Origin of the sequence: Kitasatospora sp. NPDC058046 (genome assembly GCF_042885595.1) — a bacterium.
In the GTDB taxonomy this organism is placed as follows: Bacteria; Actinomycetota; Actinomycetes; order Streptomycetales; family Streptomycetaceae; genus Kitasatospora.
Genome location: NZ_JBHVRS010000019.1, coordinates 101031 through 115549, shown reverse-complemented (window position 1 = coordinate 115549; position 14519 = coordinate 101031). Strand labels below are relative to the sequence as shown.

Below are 14519 nucleotides of genomic sequence, written 5' to 3'. Positions count from 1 at the left end.
AGCACGACCGTTCGTGCAGTTTTCAGGGCTTTCCGAGGCCGCCACGGCGCACCCACTACCCTGGGCGGCACGCAGGGCGAGCGGAACAGGCGAGCGGAACAGGGGCGCGGACGATGGCCGGAACGACCACGGACGGACGGGTCCTGCGCGGCGAGGAGACCCGCCGCGCGGTGCTGCGCCGCGCCGTCGGGATCGCCTCCGTCGAGGGCCTGGACGCGCTCTCCATCGGCCGCCTCGCCACCGACCTCGGGCTCAGCAAGAGCGGCGTCTTCGCCGGCTTCGGCTCCAAGGAGGAGCTGCAGCTGGCCACCGTCCGCGCCGCCCGCCGGATCTTCGCCGACGCCGTCGTCGCCCCGGTCGCCGACACCCCGCCCGGCCTCGCCAGGGCCCGTGCCCTCTGCGAGAGCTGGCTGGCCTACTCCCGCGCCCGGGTGTTCCCCGGCGGCTGCTTCTTCTACGAGGTCACCGCCGAGTTCGACGCCCGCCCCGGCGCCGTCCGGGACGCCCTGGCCGGCTGCGCCCGGGAGTGGTCCGACACCGTCGTCGAGACCCTCGCCGCCGCCCGGGCGGCCGGCGCCCTGCGCCCCGACACCGACCTCGGGGACCTCGCCTTCGCCCTGATCGCCGTCCTGGAGACGGCCAACTCCCAGGCCGTGCTGCACGACGAGGACACCCCGTACGAGCGGGCCGGCCGCCTGCTGCTGCGCCTGCTGCGCGCCGAGGCCGCCGACCCGGCCGACCCGGCGCTCGCCTAACGCTCCGTCAACTCCCGTTCGACGAAAGCCGCCTGGACCAGCAGAAGCTCGTCCCCGCCGGGCGCGCCGACCACCTGGAGGCCCAGCGGCAGCCCGTCCCCGGTCCGCCCGGCCGGCAGGCTCAGCGCCGGGCGCCCGAGGAAGCTCCACGGCAGCGACATCACCGCGTCCCCCGTGCTGTGCAGGCCCTCCGGCGCCCCGCCGGTCGCCGAGGGCGCCAGCCACAGGTCCACCCCGGCCGCCGCGCCCGCCGCGGCCACCCGCTCGCGCAGCCGCCCCCGGAACCGCAGGGCGGCCTCCCGGTCCTCGGCCGCGACGCCCCGGCCGACCCGGATGCCCGCCGCCGTCTCCGGCCGGTAGAGCCCGCCGAAGCGGGCGAACCAGTCGGCGTGGCCGCGGGCCAGCTCGAAGCGGTTGACCGTCTGCAGCTGCCGGACGACCTCGGCGAAGTCCGGGAACAGCTCGACCCGGCGCACCGTGAGCCCGGCCCGCGCCAGCCGGGCCAGCTGCTCCTCGAAGGCGCGCAGCGCGGCCGGCTCGGCGCACTCCAGGTACGTCCCGTCCGGCACCCCGAGCACGGGCGGCCGGACCTCCCCGGCGCCGATCCGGTCCGGGGAGGGAAGCCGGCCGTCTCCCCGCCAGTCGTCGCAGAGCAGCGGGGCCGCCAGGGCCGCGCCCGCCAGGTCGGCGGTGAAGGTCCCCAGGGTGTCGAGGCTCGGCGCGTTCGGGATCACCCCCGCGATCGGGATCCGCCCGTACGTCGGCCGGAAGCCCACCACCCCGCAGTACGCGGCCGGGCGGATCACCGAGCCGACCGTCTGGGTGCCGATCGCCAGCGGCACCAGCCCGGCCGCGACCGCCGCCGCCGAACCGCTGCTGGAGCCGCCCGGGGTGTGCCCCGGCCGGTGCGGATTGCGGGTCGGGCCGGGGGCGCTCGCGGCGAACTCGGCGGTCACCGTCTTGCCCGCGACCATCGCCCCCGCCGCCAGCAGCCGGTCCACCACCACGGCCTGCGGCCCGGCCAGCACCCCGGGCGGCAGCGCCGAACCGCCGTGCGTGGGCAGCCCGTCCACGTGCACGATGTCCTTGACGCCCACCGCCACCCCGTACAGCGGCGGCCGCCCGTCGGGCTCCGGGTACCGCGCGGCCAGCTCGCGCGCCCGCGACCGCAGCCGGTCGTACCGCCCGGGCTCCGGCACGAACGCGTGGATCAGCGGGTCCACCCGCTCGACCAGCGCGCACAACCGGTCCACGTACTCGGGAAGTTCCGGCACACCGGCGCGCAGCCCGGCGGCCTCATCGGTCAACGGCGACGGCCGGACGAGGGATTCCTCCATGCCGAGCACGGTAGCGCCGTTTACGGGTGCTCGGCCGCCAGGTACGGCGCCTCGCGCAGGAAGTACGCCCCGCAGGTGTGGCAGCACAGCTCCGGGGTCTTCCCCCAGTCCACCGCCTCCCGCACCCGCGCGGCCGGGTCGAGCTCGCGGCCGCACATCGCCACACTCTCCTCGCCCCGGACCATGTGCCACAGCCGCACCCCGCCGGCCTCGCCGCCGGCGCCGTACTCGGCCCGCATCTGGTGCATCATGCCCCCATCGTCCGACCGCCGCGCGCACCCGGCAACCGGAGCGGAACCGCCGGCCGGCGGCCCGTACGGCCCGCCCCCGGCCGGATCACCGCGGACATCCGGAGCGTCTCTCTCCGTAACATCCACGTTGACTGGGCCTACCGCCCGGCCGAGACTTGTCGTGCGTACGCTCCACACTCGGCTACGGGGGGAACCGATGGGCGATGCACAGCTTTTGACGATCGATCATCTTTCGAGAATGCGCGCGGCGGCCGACCGGGTCAGGGGGCTCTCCCAGCGCCGCGCCCAAGTCCTCGAACTCATCGGAACCGACCTGTCCAACCAGGAGATCGCCGCCGAACTGCGGATCGAGGAGCGGACCGTCAAGGCGCACACCGCCGCCCTGTTCGAGCAGCTCGGCGTGTGCTCGCGCATCCAACTGGCCCAGGCGGCCCTGCTGTTCCGGCTGGAGGACTGTACCTGAGGACACTGGTGGACCGTCCGGCCCGGTGCTGAGATGTCCTGGCCCCACTCCGGGCATCGACAACTACCCTCCGCACCAAGAGAGATGGGACTCACCATGCTCAAGAACCGCATGGGCCGCGTGGCCACCGTGGCGGCCGCCGCCGTCGCCGCGCTGACCCTCGGCACCGGGGCCGCCAACGCCCTCTACGTCAGCGACTACACCACCGCCGCCAACATCCGCAGCGGCCCGTACACCAACTCCTCCATCAACGGCATCGGCTACCCGGGCCACGGCACCAACGACTGGTGCTACACCAACGGCTCGACCGTCAACGGCTACACCGCCTGGGACAGCAACACCGACCGGGCCACCGGCGTCTGGGGCTACACCTTCGAGGACTACATCTCCGGTGCCCTCTCGAACCAGTGGACCAAGTGCTGATCTGCTCCACCGCACCACGGCCCTCTTCGCCCCACCGCTAATGGGGCGAAGAGGGCTCCGCCCGAGACTACCGGCCCGCCCACCCGATGAGGTCCACTCGTGAGGTCCCACCGCCGCACCGCCCTGGTCGTCGCCGCCACCGGGCTCGCCCTGCTCACCGGCTGCTCCTCCGGCGGGAGCGCCGCCCCGGCCACCGGCGGAACCGGCGGCCAGGCCGCCGCGCCCGCCCTGACCGCGACGCCCACCCCGACGACCGTGGCCGACACCCAGCAGCTCCCGCTGCGGGCCTTCGCGGCGAGCCCCCAGGAGCTGACCGGCATCGCGAAGGCGCAGGGCCTGCTCACCCAGGACTGCATGAAGCGGCTCGGCTTCGCCTCCTGGCAGCCGAACAACGCCGACCTCACCAAGGCCGGCAAGGACGACATGCCCACGCCGTACGGGTTCCTCAACGAGGCGCAGGCCGCCCAGTACGGGTTCCACCAGCCCGGCACCGCCGGAGGAGCCAAGGTCGGCAGCGGCAGTCCGATGAACCCCGCCGAGTTCACCGCGCTGTCCGGGCTGAAGTCCCCCACCGGCGGCGAGCCGGCCGGCGGCAGCACCCCGCCCGGCGGCTGCACCGGCGAGGCCGACCGCAAGCTCAAGGGCGACAAGCCGCCCGCCGCCGACGTCTACGGGGACCTCACCGGCCAGTCGATGAACCGCACCAAGGCGGACGCCCGGGTGGTCGCCGCCACCACCGAATGGGCGTCCTGCATGAAGCAGCGGGGCTACGCCTACGGCAACCCCGAGAGCCTCAGCACCGAGTCCTGGGGCCCCACGGTGACCCAGCGGGAGATCGACACCGCCAAGGCCGACGTCGCCTGCACCCGGCAGACCAACCTCTCCGGCATCGCCTTCGGCGTCCAGAGCGCCATCCAGAAACAGCTGATCGAGCAGCACGACAACGAGCTGAAGGCCTACCGCGCCGCCATCCAGTCCCAGCTCGACCAGGCGGCGACGGTGCTGCGGGAGCACGGCCAGTGAGCCGCGCCCGGCCCGGCCGCCCGGCGCGGACGGCCGCCGCCGCCCTGGCCTGCGCCGCCGTCCTGGCCGCCGCGGGCTGCTCCGGCACCTCCTCGGCCGCCCCGGACCGCACCACCGCCACCGGCCCGAACGGCGAGCGGCTGACCGCGGTCGGGGACGACCTGCGGCAGCCGTACCTCGCCTACTGGGACGAGTGGACGAAGGTCGCCCGGGCCGGCGACGTCGCCGCCGCGCCGCTGGACGCCCACGCCGACGAGCCCAACCTCTCCATCCTGCGCGCCTCGGTGGACCAACTGCGCCAGGAGGGGCAGCACATGAGCGGCGAGGTGAAGCACCGGCTGCTCGGCGTGCGGACCGACGGGGAGGCCCGCCGGCTGTACGACTGCGTCGACCTGAACGCCTGGCGGATCGTGGACGCGGGCACCGGCCACGAGATCAGCCAGGTCGGCCAAAGACCCGAGCAGCTCAGCATCATGACGATGCGTCGGATCGACGGGGTGTGGAAGGTCACCGACATCCAGAACCCGCTGCCGTGCCCCGGGGGCACCGCCGCCCCGCCCCGCAGCAGCTGACCCCCGTCCGAGCGCGAAGCACCGGAAGACGTACCGGAAATGGAAGCCGTGGAAACACCCGAGCCCGAGGCCACCGCAGCGGAACCCGCCACCCCCGCCGGGTCCACCCCGCGTCGACGGCGGCGGCTGATCGTCGTGATCGCCCTGGTCGCGGCGGTCACCGCCGGGGGCGGGATGTGGGCCGCCACCCTGATCCGCTCGCCGGAGCAGGCCGCCGCCGACGCCAAGGCGCCGCCCGCCTCGGTGCTCACGGCACCAGTGGTGCAGCGGGTGCTCTCCAACACCACCGTCCTGCGCGGGGTGTTCACGGCCGGCCAGTCCTTCCCGGTGCAGCCGGGCGCGGTCTCGGCCAGCGCCGGCGGCCCGGGCGGCGGCACCCCGATCGTGACGGCGCTGAAGGTCAACAGCGGGGACGCGGTGGACTCCGGGCAGGTGCTGGCCGAGGTGTCCGGACGGCCGGTGATCGCCCTGCCCGGCTCGACACCCGCCTACCGCGACATGGCACCGGGCGAGTCCGGCGGCGACATCGGCCAACTGCAGGACGTGCTCCGGGACATGGGGTACTACCCGGGCGGCGACGACAAGGGGTACTTCGGGGCCGCCACCAAGGCCGCCGTGGCCAGGCTCTACCAGAAGCTCGGCTACCCGGCGGCCACCACCGGCGACCAGACCGCCACCGCCGTCCGGACCGCCCAGCAGGCCGTGGACCAGGCCAAACAGGCCGTCCGGGACCTGGAGAGCCAGCCCGCCCGCGGCGGCGGCGAGCCGACCGCGGCGGCCACTCCGGCCACCACGGCCCCGGCGGCCGGCAAGAACGGCGCACCGGCCCCGGGAGCCACCGGGACCGGCGCACCCGCCGGAGGTGCCGGTTCCGGTGGTGCCGGTTCCGGTGGCGCCGGTTCCGGAGGTGCCGCCGCGCTCGCCCGGGCCCGCGCCGATCTCACCGCCAAGCAGCAGGACCTGGCCCGCGCCCAGGCCAAGGACGGCCCCCAACTGCCCGCCGCCGAGGTGGTCTTCCTGCCCGCACTGCCGGCCCGGGTGGGCGCCGTCGGCGCCAGGGTCGGCGACAAGGTGACGGCCCCGGTCCTCACTCTCACCGCCGGCGGCCTCAACCTGACCGGCCACCTGCTCCCCGGCGACGCCCCGCTGGTCAAGCCCGGCATGGACGTCACCGTGCTGTCCGAGACCACGGGCGTCCAACTCACCGCCAAGGTCGGCTCGGTGGGCGCGCTCGTCACCCCGGGAAGCCCCGGTGGCGGCGGGGGTGGCGGGGGTGGAGGCGGCGCCGCCAGCGCGGCACCGGCGGCCCCGGGCGCCGGCACCGACCCCTACGTCCCGCTCGTCGTCACCCCCGACGCCCCCTGGGACCCGGCCCTGGAGGGCCAGGACGTCCGGATCACCGTGGTCGCCGCCTCCACCCAGGGCGAGGTGCTCGCCGTGCCCTCCTCCGCCATCAGCTCGGGCGTCGACGGCCGGACCTCGGTGTCCGTCGCGGGCACCGACGGCACCCGGCGCACCGTGGAGGTGACGGCGGGCGTCGCCGCGGACGGCTTCGTCGAGGTCAAGCCCGCCGCCGGAGCCGAGCTCAAGCCCGGCGAGCAGGTCGTGGTCGGCCGGTGAGCGGGGCCGGGACAGAGCGCGCCGGAGCCGACCGCGACACCCCGGTGATCCGGCTGCGCGGGGCGTTCCGCACCTTCCCCGGCCCACCGCCGGTCACCGCCCTGTACCCCCTCGACCTGGAGGTCGCCCGCGGCGAGTACGCCGCCGTGATCGGCCCCTCGGGCTCCGGCAAGTCGACCTTCCTCAACCTGCTCGGCCTGCTCGACCGGCCCAGCGGCGGCACGTACGAACTCGACGGCATCGACACCGGCGCGCTCTCCGAGGCCCGCCGCACCGCGCTCCGCGGGCGCCGGATCGGCTTCGTCTTCCAGTCCTTCCACCTGCTGCCGTACCGGACCGCACTGGAGAACGTGATGCTCGCCCAGGTCTACAACGGATCGGCCAGGGCGGGCCGGGCCGACGCCGCCCGATGGGTCCTGGACCAGGTCGGCCTCGGCCACCGGGCCGAGGCCCTGCCCTCCAGGATGTCCGGCGGTGAACGCCAACGCGTCGCGGTGGCAAGGGCGTTGGTGAACCGGCCGTCGCTCCTGTTGTGCGACGAGCCGACCGGGAACCTCGACTCGGCGACGGCCCTGCGGGTCATGGAGCTGTTCGAGGAACTGCACGGGAGCGGCCTGACCCTGCTGGTCATCACCCATGACCGCGAGGTCGCCGAACGGGCCCGGCGGACCATCACCATCCGGGACGGCCGGCTGAGCGCGACCGGGGCGGCGGTCGAACGGTGAGGAGGCGCGCCACGTCCACCGAAGTCCCGCTCTCCCGGCTCGGGTTGACCGACCTGCTGAGCGAGGCGCTGTCCGGCATGGTGCAGCGGCCCGGCCGGTCGGTGCTCACCCTGCTGGGCACCGTCCTCGGCGTCGGCGCCTTCGTCGCCGTCCTCGGGCTCACCTCCAGCGCCACCGGCCAGATCGGCAAGCGCTTCTCGGCGCTGCAGAACACCACGGTCACCCTGGTCGGCCGCGGAGCGGAGGTGGTCCTCGGCAACGGCCAGCACCGGGCCGCCATGGACTTCCCCGAGGACGCCGACCGCCGGGTGGGCCGGCTCAACGGCGCGGTCGCGGCCGGGGTCTACTGGAGCGCGCCGCTGACCGAGCCGAAGATCTCCACCTCCCCGGTGCCCGGCACCGGCTCCGGCGCCGGGCTCAACGTCCTGGCGCTCTCCCCCGGCGGCTTCGACGCGATCGAGGCCCGGGTCTCCGCCGGCACCGTCTACAACGCCTTCCACAGCGAACGCGGCCTGCGCGTCGCGGTCCTGGGCTCGGCCGCCGCCGGACGGCTCGGCATCAGCCGCCTCGACGCCCACCCTGCGGTGTTCGTCAACGGCGTCGGCTTCACCGTCATCGGCATCATCGACGGAAGCGCCCGGCTGCCCGAGACCGCGCTCGACGTCATGGTGCCCACCACCACCGCGCGAACGCTCTGGGGCAACCCGCCGCCCGGGGAGAACGGCCGGGCCAGGATGGTGGTCCGCACCCGGACCGGCGCGGCCGCCCTGGTCGCCTCCCAGGCCCCGACCGCCCTGCGCCCGGAAGCCCCCAAGGACTTCGAGGCCCTCGCCCCGCCCGACCCGCACACCCTGCGGGACTCCGTCTCCACCGACCTCACCGGGCTGTTCCTGCTGCTGGCCGCCATCTGCCTGGTGATCGGCGCGGTCGGCATCGCCAACACCACGCTGGTCGCCGTCCTGGAGCGCACCGGCGAGATCGGCCTGCGGCGCGCCCTCGGCGCCCGGCCCCGGCACATCGCGGCCCAGTTCCTCACCGAGTCCACCGTGCTCGGCACCCTCGGCGGGCTGATCGGCACCGCGATCGGCGTGGCCGTCGTGGTGCTGGTCGCGCTGGCCCGCGACTGGACCGCCCTGCTCCAGCCCTGGACGGTCCTGCCCGCACCCCTGGCCGGCAGCCTGGTGGGCCTGCTGGCCGGCCTCTACCCGGCCCTCCGGGCCGCCGCCGTCGAACCGGCCGAAGCCCTGCGCCACTGACCGCCCCCGGCTCCCCCGCCGTCCCCTACAACGAAGCCCGCCCTACGACGCCGCCCTCAGCAACGCGTCGTCCCGCCACTTCAGGATCCTGTCGAAGCCGACGACCGCCCCCGCAGCCCCACCCCCGACACCCCCCACCCGCCCTACGACGCCGCCCTCAGCAACGCGTCGTCCTGCCACTTGAGGATCTTGTCGAAGCTGACGATCGCCCCGCGCAGCGGGTGGTTGCGCAGCTGGACGTGGTCGGTGAGGGCGTGGATGAGGAAGAGGCCGCGGCCGGACTCGGCGGTGAGGTCGGGGAGGGTGTCCAGGTCGACCGGGCGCAGGGTGGGGACGCTGGGGCGACAGGGCAGGACGTGGGTGTCGTACGGGTGGCCGTCACGGCGGGGGCCGTACGCGGCGAGGACGCGGGCCGGGACGGTGGCGCGGCCGCGGCGGGTGCGGCGGGGCGCCCGGCCGGCCACCGCCGGACGGGCCTGGTCCGGCGCGGGGGTGCGGCGGACGGCGGCGGCCCCGGCGGGGGCGGGGGCCGGCAGGCCGGGGCCCGAGTCGGTGACCTCGATCCGCAGCCGGTCGCCGCAGATCGAGGCGGTGACCTGGAAGCCGTCGTCGGGCCGCCCGGTGGCGCCGTGCTCGACGGCGTTGGCGCAGGCCTCGGTGAGGGCGACGCCGAGGTCGTCCGCGATCTGCGGGTCGACGCCCGCGGTCGCCATCGCACCGAGCAGGATGCGCCGGGCCAGCGGAACGCTGGCCGGGTCGCGCTTGAGGTGCAGAGTCCACCAGATGTCCACGGGAGGTCCCTCCTGGCTGCGGCTCCACATACAACTAGGTATCTCCGGGCGATTCCCCGGCGAACCGTGCCCGGGGGCCGCTACCGCCCGTTCGGCGGATGGACCGGGGGCCGGGGTCTGTGCCGGGCGACGCGTACGCCCCCTCGCACGCGCCGCCGAAAGGGGCATTCGTAGGGATTTCCCACCCTGCCCGTGTCGGCGGCGTACGCAATGAGAGGATGGCCCGGCCATGACTGCCCTCGCCGCCGCCCCGCTCCCGGGCGCCCCCGGACCGGCCCAGCCGGTGGGGTCCGCCGCCTGGGACCTGCGGCTTGCCCGGGCGGTCCCGTTCGCGCTGGTGTGCACCCTGATAGCCGCCGCCGGGCACGCCCTGGCGGGTGGCGGGAACGTGCCGCCGACCGCGCTGGCGCTGGGCTTCGCCGCGGTGCTGGCGTTCGCGGTGGTCTGCGGCGGGCGGGAGCGTTCGCTGGCGGCCATCGCCGGGGCGCTCGGCGCCGGGCAGCTCGGACTGCACTGCCTCTTCCACGGTTTCAACGGTTTCGGCGGCTCCATGGCCGGCATGCACCACGGCGGCTCCGGTCCGCTGACCGTGCCGCAGGTGGCCGGCCGGCTGATCTGCAACGAGGCCCGCCCCGGCACGCTGCTCGGCCTGCCGGGCAGCCCGTCCCCGGAGCAGCTGGTCTCCTCCGCGGGCCTGGACCCGCACGCGTTCGCCGCCGCTCCCTGGTGGCAGGCCGGGGTCTTCGGCATGACGCCGTCGATGCTGGCCGGGCACCTCGGCGCCGCGCTGGTCGCGGGCTGGTGGCTGCGGCGCGGCGAGGCGGCCCTGTGGCAGCTGCTGCGGGTGGCCGCCACGGCCGCCCGGGAGCACTGGGCGGCGCCGCTGCGTACGGCGTTCGCGCTGGTGGCCGCGTTGCTGCGCGGTCTGTTCGGGACGGTCGGCCCGGCCCGCCGGTTCGGTGCCCGGGGCGGGGAGAGCCCGCTCCCGGCGGGTGCCGTGCTGCGGCACAGCGTGGTGCGGCGTGGCCCGCCGTGCGGGGCCCTCGCGTACTGACCGGCGTTTCCTGGCGGCCCTCGGCCGTCCCGGGTGCCCGGCGTGCGTACCGTCCGGCCGTTCCCCCGACCACCGGGGCGGCCCGAGGCTCCACCCCCGCGTCCCCACCCCCGCGGCCCCCGCGGCACGGCTCCCGTCCGTCGCCGGTTCCGGCTGCCGCCGAGCTCCGATCGGAGACCCGCATCATGCGTTCCCTTCCCGCCCGCCGTCTCGCCGCCGTCGCCCTCACCGCCGCCGCGTCCGTGGTGGCGCTGGCCGGCCCCGCCTTCGCGCACGTCACCGTGAACCCGGGTGCGGCCGCCCAGGGCGGCTACACGGCCGTCGACTTCCGGGTGCCGAACGAGAGCGACACGGCGGGCACGGTGAAGCTGGAGGTCAACCTCCCGCTGGACCACCCGCTGGCCTCGGTCCGGACCCTGCCGCTGCCGGGCTGGACCGCCGCGGTCGAGAAGGCCAAGCTCGACAAGCCGATCAAGGTGCACGGCAACGACGTCACCGAGGCCGTCTCCAAGATCACCTGGACCGCCGACGCCGGCACCAAGATCGCCCCCGGCCAGTTCCAGGAGTTCCGGGTCTCGCTCGGCCCGCTGCCGACCGACACCGACAACCTGGTCTTCAAGACCCTCCAGACCTACGACAACGGCGACATCGCCCGCTGGATCGACGAGACCAAGGACGGCCAGCCCGAGCCGGCCAAGCCCGCGCCCGTCCTGAAGCTCACCAAGGCCGCCGAGGGTGACGGCCACGGCGTCACCGCCTCCCCGGCCGCGGGCGCCCACGGGGGCAGCTCCGACCAGGCCGCCGCCTCCGGCGACGCCAAGTCCAGCGACTCCACCGCCCGCACCCTGGGCGTGGTCGGCATCGTCGTCGGTGTGATCGGCACCGCCGTCGGTGTGCTCGGCCTGCGCCGCAAGAGCGGCAACGCCGCCTCCTGACCCCACGCCGGTAGGGCCCGTACCCGGACCACGAGTACGGGCCCCACCGGTGGCCCACCCCGCACGATCGGAACTCCCATGCCCCGCACCACCCGCCTGGCCGGCGCGGCCGCCCTCGCGCTGGCCGCCGCCCTGACCCTCTCCGCCTGCGGCTCCTCCGGCGGCGGCTCCACCGCCGCCAAGGTCACCCGGCAGAAGGAGGACACCCCGTACCAGGGCACCAAGCTCGCCAAGAACTTCGAGAAGCCGGACCTCCAGCTGACCGACACCGCCGGCCAGCCCTTCGACCTGCGCCAGCAGACCAACGGCAAGGCCACCCTGCTGTTCTTCGGGTACACCAGCTGCCCGGACGTCTGCCCGACCACCATGGGCGACATCGGCGTCGCGATGAAGGCGCTCCCCGCGGAGGAGCGGCAGAAGGTCAACGTCGTCTTCGTCTCCACCGACCCGCAGCGCGACACCCCCCAGGTGCTGCGCACCTGGCTGGACTCGATGGGCAGCGACTTCATAGGCCTCACCGGGGACCTGGCCAAGGTGAAGACCGCCGCCAGGTCGCTCGGCATCATGATCGAGGACCCGGTCGTCAACGCGGACGGCACGGTCACCTCCACCCACGGCGCGCAGGTGCTGGCCTTCCTCCCCTCGGACGACAAGGCGCACGTGCTCTACATGAGCGGCACCGAGGAGAAGACCTACGAGCACGACCTGCCGCTGCTCGCCAAGGGGGTCGCGGCGTGAACCCGGCACAGACCGGGACCGGCCGCTTCCGCCGCAGCGCCCTGCTCGGCGCCGTCGTCGCCACGGCCCTGGGCGGCGGCGCCATCCTGGCCGCCTGCGGAACGGGCGGCGGCGCGGGCGGCCAGGACGGTGCCGCCGCCGGGCCGGCCAGGCTCAGCGTCGCCGACTCCTACATCCCGCTCCCCCCGGCCGGCGGCATGGCGGCCGGCTACCTGACCGTCCGCAACGACGGCGGGCAGGACCAGCTGCTCAAGGTGAGCAGCCCGGCCGCCGAGTCGGTCACCATGCACCGCTCGAGCGCGTCGACCATGGAGCAGGTGGACAGCCTCGACGTCCCCGCGCACGGCGCGCTGCAGCTCGCCCGGGGCGGCAACCACCTCATGATCATGGGATGGCAGAAGGCCCCGGTCCTCGGCGACGAGCTGGAGCTGGACCTCACCTTCGCCAAGTCCGGCACCATCTCGGTCAAGGTGCCGGTCAAGGAGCTCACCTACCGCCCCGGCCAGAGTTAAGGGGACCGCCACCATGCAGTCGGCCGGCCTGGAGAAGGCCACCCACCGCCGGATCGCCGGGGTGCTCGGAGTGCTCGGCGCGTTGCTCGCGCTGATGCTCGCGGGCGCCGGGCCGGCCTCCGCGCACGCCACCCTGGATTCCACCGACCCCCGGCAGAACTCGGTGGTCGCCACCGCCCCGCAGGCGGTGACGCTGACCTTCAGCGAGTCCGTCTCGCTCTCCAACGACTCCGTCCGGGTGCTCGACCCGGCCGGCAAGGCCGTGGACACCGGCAACCCGGCGCACGCCGACGGCAAGGGCAACACCGCCCGGGTCGGGCTGCGCGACGGACTCGCCAACGGCACCTACACGGTGGCCTGGCGGGCCGTCTCGGACGACTCCCACCCGGTCGGAGGGGCGTTCACCTTCTCCATCGGCGCGCCCTCGGACACCTCGGTGTCGGCCACCGCGCTCCAGGGCGCCGAGGCCGACGGCCTGGTCGCCGCCCTGTACGGCACCGGGCGCACCGTCGCGTACGCCGCCTTCGCGCTGCTGGTCGGCGTCGCCGCCTTCGTGCTGCTCTGCTGGCCGGCCGGCACCGCCCGGCGCCGGGTGCAGCGGCTGCTGATGACGGGCTGGACGGCGCTGCTGGTCTCCACCGTCGCGGTGCTGATGCTGCGCGGCCCGTACGAGCGCGGCTCCGGGATCGGGCAGGCCTTCGACCTGTCGCTGGTGCGCGCCACGCTGGACGAGCGGATCGGCACCGCGCTGGCCGCCCGGCTGCTGCTGCTCGCGGCGGGCGGGGTGTTCCTGTCGCTGCTGGTCGGGCAGCTGGGGCAGCCGCCGCGGCCGGTCGTGCCGAAGCCGCGGGACGAGGAGGAGGCCGGCACCGACGACCTCGCGCGCGGCGCGGCCGCCGAGGACGACGCCGAGGCCGCCGAGCTGCGCGCGCTGGAGCGGCGGGTCGCCGAACGGCCGCAGCGCGAGGCCCGGCTCGGCCTCGGCGTGGCCGGGCTGGTGCTGGCCGTCGCCCTCTCGGCGACCTGGGTCGGCGCCGACCACGCCTCGGTGGGCATCCAGGTCTGGCTGGCGCTGCCGCTCGGCATCCTGCACCTGATCGCGATGGCGCTCTGGCTGGGCGGGCTGGCCGCGCTGCTGGTCGCGCTGCGCGAGGGCGTCGGCGCCGAGGTGGTGGACCGCTTCTCGAAGATCGCCTTCGGCTCGGTGGCCGTCCTGGCCGGGACCGGGATCTACCAGTCCTGGCGGGGCCTGGGCAGCTGGGGCGCGCTGACCGGCACCGAGTACGGGCGGCTGCTGCTGGTGAAGAGCGGCTGCGTGGCCGCGATGCTCGGCGTCGCCTGGATCTCCCGCTCCTGGCTGGCCAGGCTGCGCTCGGCCCCGGCCGAGGCGGTCGAGGTCGCACCGGCCGAGCTGCCGGAGCCGGTCGCCGTGGCGGCGCACAGCGAGGACCCGGCCCGGCAGGCGCAGCTGGAGCGCCAGCGGGCCGCGCTGCGGAGCGCCGGACGCGACCGCGGGCTGACCCCGACCCGGGCCGGGCTGCGCCGCTCGGTGCTGGTCGAGGCGCTGGTCGCGGTGGCGGTGCTGGTGGTCACCACGATGCTCACCAACTCCCCGCCCGGGCGGGTGGCGGGCGAGGTCAAGGCCGGGGCGGCCGCCGCTCCGGCCGCCGGCGGGGCCGCCGCGGCGCCGCAGACCGAGCCGGGCCGCACCGTCGACCTCAAGCTCCCGTACGACACCAAGGGCCGGACGCCGAACGCCAAGGGCACCGCGACCGTCACCCTCAACCCGGCCCGGACCGGGCCGAACGAGGTGAAGCTCGCGCTGGACGGCGCGGACGGGCAGCCGGTGGACGTCCCCGAGGTGGAACTCGCCTTCACCCTGCCGGACCGCGACCTCGGTCCGCTGCCGGTCGCGCTCACCCCGGAGGGCACCGGTCGCTGGAGCGGCACCGCGCAGCTGCCGCTGGCGGGCACCTGGGTGGTGTCGGTGCAGATCCGCTCCTCCGACATCGACCAGACCACCCCGACCCAGCAGTTCAAGATCGGGTGAGCGGGGTGACCGAC

The 14519-nt window shown here is 75.4% G+C and carries 16 protein-coding genes; 13 read left to right on the top strand and 3 right to left on the bottom strand.

Translation table 11 applies throughout. The annotated features are described in order from the left end of the window. The first annotated feature begins 113 nt into the window (after positions 1 to 113). Complete coding sequence (locus ACFVU7_RS31720) at positions 114 to 755, top strand: TetR/AcrR family transcriptional regulator (RefSeq protein WP_074002030.1); 642 nt, start codon at positions 114 to 116, stop codon at positions 753 to 755. Here the strand turns inward: ACFVU7_RS31720 and ACFVU7_RS31715 are convergent. Continuing rightward, the gene (locus tag ACFVU7_RS31715; protein ID WP_388048503.1) at positions 752 to 2092 is read right to left on the bottom strand and encodes an amidase; all 1341 of its coding nucleotides are present in this window, start codon (positions 2090 to 2092) and stop codon (positions 752 to 754) included. The two genes, ACFVU7_RS31720 and ACFVU7_RS31715, sit on opposite strands and share 4 nt — an antisense overlap. 20 nt (positions 2093 to 2112) lie before the next feature. Continuing rightward, on the bottom strand, positions 2113 to 2343 hold the full coding sequence (locus tag ACFVU7_RS31710; protein WP_049657159.1) for a hypothetical protein: 231 nt from the start codon (positions 2341 to 2343) through the stop codon (positions 2113 to 2115). Between the two features lie 238 nt (positions 2344 to 2581). Here ACFVU7_RS31710 and ACFVU7_RS31705 point away from each other — a divergent pair, with 238 nt between their 5' ends. The 7 genes from ACFVU7_RS31705 (at position 2582) to ACFVU7_RS31675 (ending at position 8425) form a co-directional block, all read left to right on the top strand. Next, positions 2582 to 2806 carry a response regulator transcription factor gene (locus ACFVU7_RS31705; RefSeq protein WP_049657156.1) on the top strand — a complete coding sequence of 75 codons (225 nt, stop codon included), beginning with the start codon at positions 2582 to 2584 and terminating at the stop codon, positions 2804 to 2806. Between the two features lie 84 nt (positions 2807 to 2890). Beyond that, positions 2891 to 3229: a hypothetical protein gene (locus ACFVU7_RS31700; protein WP_049657154.1), complete on the top strand. Its 339-nt coding sequence runs from the start codon at positions 2891 to 2893 to the stop codon at positions 3227 to 3229. A 99-nt stretch (positions 3230 to 3328) separates the two neighbouring features. Next, positions 3329 to 4252: a hypothetical protein gene (locus tag ACFVU7_RS31695; RefSeq protein ID WP_049657152.1), complete on the top strand. Its 924-nt coding sequence runs from the start codon at positions 3329 to 3331 to the stop codon at positions 4250 to 4252. Further along, the gene (locus ACFVU7_RS31690) at positions 4249 to 4824 is read left to right on the top strand and encodes a hypothetical protein (protein ID WP_388048501.1); all 576 of its coding nucleotides are present in this window, start codon (positions 4249 to 4251) and stop codon (positions 4822 to 4824) included. Before ACFVU7_RS31695 ends, ACFVU7_RS31690 begins: the two co-directional genes overlap by 4 nt. A 39-nt stretch (positions 4825 to 4863) precedes the next feature. After that, the gene (locus tag ACFVU7_RS31685) at positions 4864 to 6444 is read left to right on the top strand and encodes a peptidoglycan-binding protein (RefSeq protein WP_388048500.1); all 1581 of its coding nucleotides are present in this window, start codon (positions 4864 to 4866) and stop codon (positions 6442 to 6444) included. Beyond that, positions 6441 to 7169, top strand: a complete 729-nt coding sequence (locus tag ACFVU7_RS31680; RefSeq protein WP_388048498.1) for an ABC transporter ATP-binding protein — start codon at positions 6441 to 6443, stop codon at positions 7167 to 7169. Before ACFVU7_RS31685 ends, ACFVU7_RS31680 begins: the two co-directional genes overlap by 4 nt. Next, complete coding sequence (locus ACFVU7_RS31675; protein ID WP_388048496.1) at positions 7166 to 8425, top strand: ABC transporter permease; 1260 nt, start codon at positions 7166 to 7168, stop codon at positions 8423 to 8425. Before ACFVU7_RS31680 ends, ACFVU7_RS31675 begins: the two co-directional genes overlap by 4 nt. Positions 8426 to 8568: 143 nt before the next feature. Here the strand turns inward: ACFVU7_RS31675 and ACFVU7_RS31670 are convergent, their stop codons facing one another. Continuing rightward, positions 8569 to 9216, bottom strand: a complete 648-nt coding sequence (locus tag ACFVU7_RS31670) for an ATP-binding protein (RefSeq protein WP_387828209.1) — start codon at positions 9214 to 9216, stop codon at positions 8569 to 8571. Between the two features lie 229 nt (positions 9217 to 9445). On the opposite strand from ACFVU7_RS31670, the gene ACFVU7_RS31665 reads away from it, so the two are divergent. The 5 genes from ACFVU7_RS31665 to ACFVU7_RS31645 all read left to right on the top strand — a co-directional run bounded on the left by ACFVU7_RS31665 (position 9446) and on the right by ACFVU7_RS31645 (position 14505). Beyond that, the gene (locus tag ACFVU7_RS31665; protein WP_387974281.1) at positions 9446 to 10270 is read left to right on the top strand and encodes a hypothetical protein; all 825 of its coding nucleotides are present in this window, start codon (positions 9446 to 9448) and stop codon (positions 10268 to 10270) included. Between the two features lie 185 nt (positions 10271 to 10455). After that, positions 10456 to 11205 (top strand): YcnI family protein, encoded by a 750-nt coding sequence (locus ACFVU7_RS31660; protein ID WP_074002023.1) that lies wholly within the window; start codon positions 10456 to 10458, stop codon positions 11203 to 11205. Positions 11206 to 11283: 78 nt separating this feature from the next. After that, complete coding sequence (locus ACFVU7_RS31655) at positions 11284 to 11943, top strand: SCO family protein (protein ID WP_049660017.1); 660 nt, start codon at positions 11284 to 11286, stop codon at positions 11941 to 11943. Then, a complete protein-coding gene (locus ACFVU7_RS31650; RefSeq protein ID WP_388048494.1) occupies positions 11940 to 12455 on the top strand; it encodes a copper chaperone PCu(A)C in 516 nt (171 codons plus the stop codon). The genes ACFVU7_RS31655 and ACFVU7_RS31650 overlap by 4 nt, the downstream gene beginning before the upstream one ends. A 13-nt stretch (positions 12456 to 12468) precedes the next feature. Then, a complete protein-coding gene (locus ACFVU7_RS31645; protein WP_388048492.1) occupies positions 12469 to 14505 on the top strand; it encodes a FixH family protein in 2037 nt (678 codons plus the stop codon). Positions 14506 to 14519 lie beyond the last annotated feature (14 nt).